3 protein-coding genes are annotated in these 5,995 nt (G+C 65.5%); all 3 read left to right on the top strand.

Going from position 1 to position 5,995, the window contains the following annotated elements; all coding sequences use genetic code 11:
• Positions 1-1,110: efflux RND transporter periplasmic adaptor subunit (locus Q7T64_RS03365; RefSeq protein WP_304791154.1), on the top strand; the 1,110-nt coding region annotated here is incomplete at its 5' end.
• Positions 1,107-4,208 (top strand): efflux RND transporter permease subunit, encoded by a 3,102-nt coding sequence (locus Q7T64_RS03360; RefSeq protein WP_304791151.1) that lies wholly within the window; start codon positions 1,107-1,109, stop codon positions 4,206-4,208. The genes Q7T64_RS03365 and Q7T64_RS03360, both read left to right, overlap by 4 nt.
• Positions 4,205-5,995, top strand: a 1,791-nt coding sequence (locus Q7T64_RS03355; protein ID WP_304791147.1) for an efflux RND transporter permease subunit, incomplete at its 3' end; no start/stop codon positions are given. The genes Q7T64_RS03360 and Q7T64_RS03355, both read left to right, overlap by 4 nt.

Here is a 5,995-nt window from a genome sequence, read left to right as displayed (position 1 = left end):
CCGGCGGGGGCTGGCCGGGCCGGTGGCGGCCGCGGCGGTGCGCCAACGACCGTGGGCGTGGCGCGCGCCGAGCGCGCCGACCTGCCGGTGCAAATCAATGCGCTGGGCACCATCACCTCGCCGGCAGCGGCGATCGTGCGGGCGCAAGTCTCCGGCGTGCTGCAGAAAATCCAGTACAAGGAAGGCGAGGCGGTCAAGGCCGGACAATTGCTGGCGCAGATCGATCCCCGTCCGTTCGAATTGAGCCTGTTGCAGGCCAGCGGCCAGCGCCAGCGCAACGAAGCGCTGCTCGACAATGCCCGGGTGCTACTCAAGCGTTACAGCACACTGCTGGAACAGGACTCGATTGCGCGCCAGGAAGTCGAAACCCAGGCCGCACTGGTCAAGCAGCTTGAAGGCGCGGTGATGTCCGACCGTGCCGCCGAAGGTGTTGCGCGCCTGAACCTGGGCTACACACGGATCACCGCGCCGATCGCCGGGCGCATCGGCTTGCGCAACGTCGACCTGGGCAATGTCACTGGTCCGGGCGACGCCAACGGCATCGCCGTGATCACACAGATGGCGCCGATCGACGTCGTATTCGCCGTACCGCAGGACCAGCTTCCCGAACTGGGCCGGCAACTGACCAAAGGCGAACAGTTGAGCGTCGCCGCCTGGGATCGCGCACGGACCCGGCAACTGGCAAGCGGCCTGTTCCTGGCGCTGGATAGCCAGATCGATGTGCAGACCGGCACCGCGCGCGCCAAGGCCCGCTTCAAGAATGAGGACCTGACGCTGTTCCCCGGTCAGTTCGTCAACGTCCGCCTGCAACTGCGCACGCTGCCCGACAGCGTGCTGGTGCCGGTGGCCGCGCTGCGGCATGGCAGCGCCGGCGACTATGTCTATGTACTCAACGCGGAACAGAAAACCGTCAGCCTGCGCCCGGTAAAAGCCGGACAGATGCTGGACGACAAGGTGCAGATCCTGTCGGGCCTGACCGCCGGCACGCCGGTGATTACCGAAGGCGCTGACCGTTTGCGCGACGGCGCGCCGGTCAACCTGGCTGGCGGCCGGGCCGGTGCACGCGGCCAGGGCGCAGCGGGTGGGCGCCCTGGCGCTGCTCGCCCATGAGTCCCTCCACGCCCTTCATCCATCGTCCGGTCGCAACCGGCCTGTTGATGCTGGCCATCGTGCTGGCCGGCCTGCTCGGTTTTCGCATGCTGCCCTTGTCGGCACTGCCGCAGATCGACTATCCGACCATCCAGGTCCAGACCTTGTATCCGGGCGCCAGCCCCGAAGTCATGAGCCAGACCGTGACCGCGCCGCTGGAACGGCAGTTCGGCCAGATGCCTGGCTTGGCGCGCATGAGTTCGACCAGCGCCGCCGGCGTGTCGCTGGTGACGCTGCAATTCTCGCTCGGCCTCGGGCTCGACGTTGCCGAACAATCAGTGCAGGCCGCAATCAATGCCGGCGGATCGCTGCTGCCGGCCGACCTGCCGGCGCCGCCGGTCTACGCCAAGGTCAATCCGGCCGATGCGCCGGTGCTGACACTGGCGATCACGTCCGACACGCTGCCGCTGACCGAAGTGCAGAACATGGTCAACACCCGGCTGGCGCTGAAAATCAGCCAGGTCAGCGGTGTCGGCCTGGTTACGCTGTCGGGCGGGCAGCGTCCGGCAGTGCGGATCCAAGCCGACACCCAGGCGCTGGCGTCCTACGGATTGGGCCTCGATACGATACGCACCGCCATTTCCGGCGCCAACGCCAACAGCGCAAAGGGCAGTTTCGACGGCCCCACCCGGCTGTTCATGATCAACGCCAATGACCAGTTGCAGCAGGCGTCCGAATACCGCGACCTGATCATTGCCTGGCGCAATGGCGCACCGGTGCGGCTGTCGGAAGTGGCTGCCGTGGTCGACGGTGCAGAGAACACCCGCCTGGCCGCCTGGTCGGGCAAGCAGCAAGCCATCATCCTGAACGTGCAGCGCCAGCCCGGCGCCAACGTGATTGCCACGGTCGATGCGATCAAGGCGCGCCTGCCGGAATTGCAGGACGCGCTGCCGCCCTCCGTCAAGCTCGACATCTTGAGCGACCGCACCACCGGCATCCGCGCCTCGGTGCTGCATGTGGAAATTGAACTGGTGCTGGCCGTGGTGCTGGTGGTGCTGGTGATCTTTGCCTTCCAGCACAGCTTGCGCGCCACCATCATCGCCAGCCTGGCGGTGCCGATCTCGCTGATCGGCAGCTTTGCGATGATGTACCTGCTCGGCTACAGCCTGAACAACCTGTCCCTGATGGCGCTGACGATTGCCACCGGTTTCGTGGTCGATGACGCCATCGTCATGATCGAAAACATAGCGCGCTACATCGAAGAAGGAGAAACGCCGATGGCGGCCGCGGTGAAGGGTGCGGCGCAGATCGGCTTCACCATCATCTCGCTGACGGTATCCCTGATCGCGGTGCTGATCCCGCTGCTGTTCATGGGCGACGTGGTGGGACGGCTGTTCCGTGAATTCGCCGTCACGCTGTCGATCGCTATCCTGATTTCGGCCGTGGTGTCGCTGACCCTGGTGCCGATGCTGTCCTCGCGCTGGCTGGAAGAGAAAAACGAGCGGCCCGCCAGCCGCTTTGGCGCAGCCATCCAGCGCGGCTTCGACCGTGTCGTCGGCCACTACGACCGCAGCCTGGGCTGGGTGCTGGCGCGACAGTCGCTGACCCTGCTGGTGGCGGCGGCGACGATGATATTGACGGTCGCGCTGTACCTGCTGATACCCAAGGGCCTGTTCCCGACCCAGGACACGGGCCAGTTGCAAGTGCGGGTGCAAGCCGGTGAATCGGTGTCCTTCGCACGCATGAGCAGCTTGCAGCAACAGGTGGCGGCGCAACTGCTGGAAGACCCTGCCGTGCAATCGCTGAGTTCGGTGGTCGGTGTGGATGGCGCCAACAACACGATGCTGCATACCGGCTCGCTGCTGGTCAACCTGAAGCGCGATCGCAGCGGCTCGCAGGCCGACATCATGGATCGCCTGCAAAAGCGCGGCGCCCAGGTGGCCGGTGTCGACCTGTTCATCCAGCCGACCCAGGACCTGACCATCGACGCCGAACGCGGCCCGACGCAATTCCGCTTGTCGATGGAAGGTGTCGATACCGCCACCGTGCGCGACTGGTCGGCCCGGCTGGCCGAGCGCATGCGGCAACTGCCTGAACTGCGCAATGTGTACAACGATGCCGGCGCCAATACCGGCGCGGCGGTGGTGCAGATTGACCGTGACAGCGCATCCCGGCTGGGGGTATCTGCATCCGCGATTGACGACGCACTGTACAACGCGTTCGGCCAGCGCATCGTGTCGACCATCTTCACGCAGAGCAACCAGTACCGCGTGATCCTGGAGGCGCAGCAGGCCACGCTGGCGTCGCCCGAAGGCCTGGGCCAGTTGCCGCTGCGCACCAGTTCCGGCAAGACCACGCCGCTGTCTTCGGTGGCGCAGATTTCCGTGCAGCAGGCGCCGCTGCAAGTCACTCATGTCGCCCAATATCCGGCAACCACACTGGGGTTCAATACCGCTGCGGGCGTGTCACTGGGCAATGCAGTCGAAGCCATCGGGCAAGCCGCGCGCGACATCAAGCTGCCGGCGGCGGTCAGCATCGAATTCCTTGGTGCGGCCGGCGCATACCAGTCGTCGCTGTCGAACCAGCTGTGGCTGATCCTGGCGGCGGTGATCTGCGTCTACATCGTGCTGGGGGTGCTGTATGAAAGCTATATCCACCCGCTCACCATCCTGTCCACCCTGCCCTCGGCCGGCGTCGGCGCCCTGCTGGCCCTGATGCTGGCCGGGCAGGAGTTGGGCGTGATCGGCATCATCGGCATCATTTTGCTGATCGGCATCGTCAAGAAAAACGCGATCATGATGATCGACTTCGCCATCGATGCCGAACGCAATGAGGGCAAGTCCCCGCGCGAGGCGATCCACCAGGCCGCGCTGCTGCGCCTGCGCCCGATCCTGATGACTACCATGGCGGCCTTGTTTGCCGCCATCCCGCTGATGCTGGGCTTTGGCGAAGGCGCGGAATTGCGGCGGCCGCTGGGCCTGTCGATTTTTGGCGGCTTGCTGGTGTCGCAGGTGCTCACGCTGTACACCACGCCCGTCATTTACCTGGGCTTTGACCGGCTCGCGCAACGCTGGCGCAAACGCCCGGCAGATGTCGCCGCCGCCGGAGACGCGGCGTGAATCTTTCCGAGCCATTCGTCCGGCGTCCGATCGCCACCGTGCTGCTGACGGTTGGCCTGGCGCTGGCCGGCATCGGCGCATTCTTCGTGCTGCCGGTAGCGCCGCTGCCGCAAGTGGATTTCCCGATTGTCTCGGTGTCGGCGTCGCTGCCGGGCGCGAGTCCGGAAACCATGGCCACCAGCGTCGCCACGCCGCTGGAGCGCCGGCTCGGCGCGATTGCCGGCGTCAATGAAATCACCTCCTCGAGCGGCACCGGCAGCACCCGCATCAGCCTGCAGTTCGACCTCAACCGCAAGATCGATGCCGCCGCCCGCGAAGTGCAGGCCGCCATCAATGCCTCGCGCGCCGACCTGCCAGCCACCTTGCGCAGCAATCCGACCTACCGCAAGGTCAATCCGGCCGACGCCCCGATCATGATCCTGGCGCTCACCTCGGCCACCCGCAGTCCCGGCGAAGTGTATGAGACGGTCTCCAACCTGGTGCAGCAGAAATTGTCGCAAGTGGCCGGCGTGGGCGACGTTGAACTGGGCGGCGGCTCATTGCCGGCCGTGCGCATCGAGCTGCTGCCCACGGTGCTGAACCAGCTTGGCCTGTCGATGGAAGACGTGCGCGCGGCCCTGCAATCGACCTCCGCCAACCGGCCCAAGGGCCGCATTGAAGCCGGCGACGACGGCTTCCAGGTGTATTCGCAGCCGGCCGGACAGGGCCGCGGACGGCCCACCGCAAAAGACTATCGCGAGCTGGTGGTCGCCTGGCGCAACAACGCCGCCGTGCGGCTGTCGGACGTGGCGCGCGTGATCGACGGCGTGGAAGACACCCGCACGCTGGGCCTGTTCAACGGCGACCCGGCAGTGATCGTATTGCTGCGCAGGCAACCCGGCGCCAATGTCATCGAGACCGTCGATACCGTGCGCGCGCTGCTGCCCGAGTTGCAGGCGCAATTGCCGGGCGACGTCAAAATGCAGGTGGCGTCGGACCGCACGCTGTCGATTCGTTCTTCGCTGCACGAAATCGAGATCACGCTGCTGATTTCCGTGGTGCTGGTGGTGCTGGTCGTGAGCGTATTCCTGCGCACCCTGCGCGCGGCCGTGATCCCGATGGTGGCCACGCTGGTGTCGCTGCTGGGCACCTTCGGCGCCATGTACCTGATGGGATTTTCACTCAACAACCTGAGCCTGATGGCCTTGACGGTGGCGACCGGCTTCGTGGTCGATGACGCCATCGTGGTGCTGGAAAACACCAGTCGCCATATTGAAAGCGGCATGGACCGCTTCAAGGCTGCGCTATTGGGCGCGCGCGAAGTCGGCTTTACCGTGCTGTCGATCAGCGTGTCGCTGGTGGCGGTGTTCATCCCGTTGCTGTTCATGGGCGGACAAGTGGGACGCCTGTTCCGCGAATTCGCGCTGACGCTGTCGGCGGCGGTAATGATTTCGCTGGTGATTTCGCTCACCACCACGCCCATGATGTGCGCCTGGCTGCTCAAGACCGGTCCCGAGGCGCAGCGCCAAAGTCGCATCTCGGCCGCGTTCGACCGCGGCTTCAGGCGCATGCAGGGCAGCTACGAAAAAAGCCTGGACTGGGCGCTGGAAAACCAGTCGCTGGTGATGTTCGTGCTGGCCAGTGTGGTGGTGATGAACGTCTACCTGTTCATGGCCGCGCCCAAGGGATTTTTCCCGCAGCAAGACAGCGGCCAGTTGACTGCCGGCCTGCGCGCCGACCAGAGCATTTCTTTCCAGGCCACCCAGGGCAAGTTGAAGCAATTGGTCGACATTATCCGCAGCGACCCG

This window comes from Lacisediminimonas sp., assembly GCF_030645335.1.
In the GTDB taxonomy this organism is placed as follows: Bacteria; Pseudomonadota; Gammaproteobacteria; order Burkholderiales; family Burkholderiaceae_D; genus Lacisediminimonas.
Note: the sequence above shows the minus strand (reverse complement) of the source record. Positions and strands in the feature narration are given on the sequence as shown.

Coding starts and splice junctions, on each gene's coding strand:
- Q7T64_RS03360 (WP_304791151.1), top strand. CDS start 1,107: ATGAGTCCCTCCACGCCCTTCATCCATCGTCCGGTCGCAACCGGCCTG.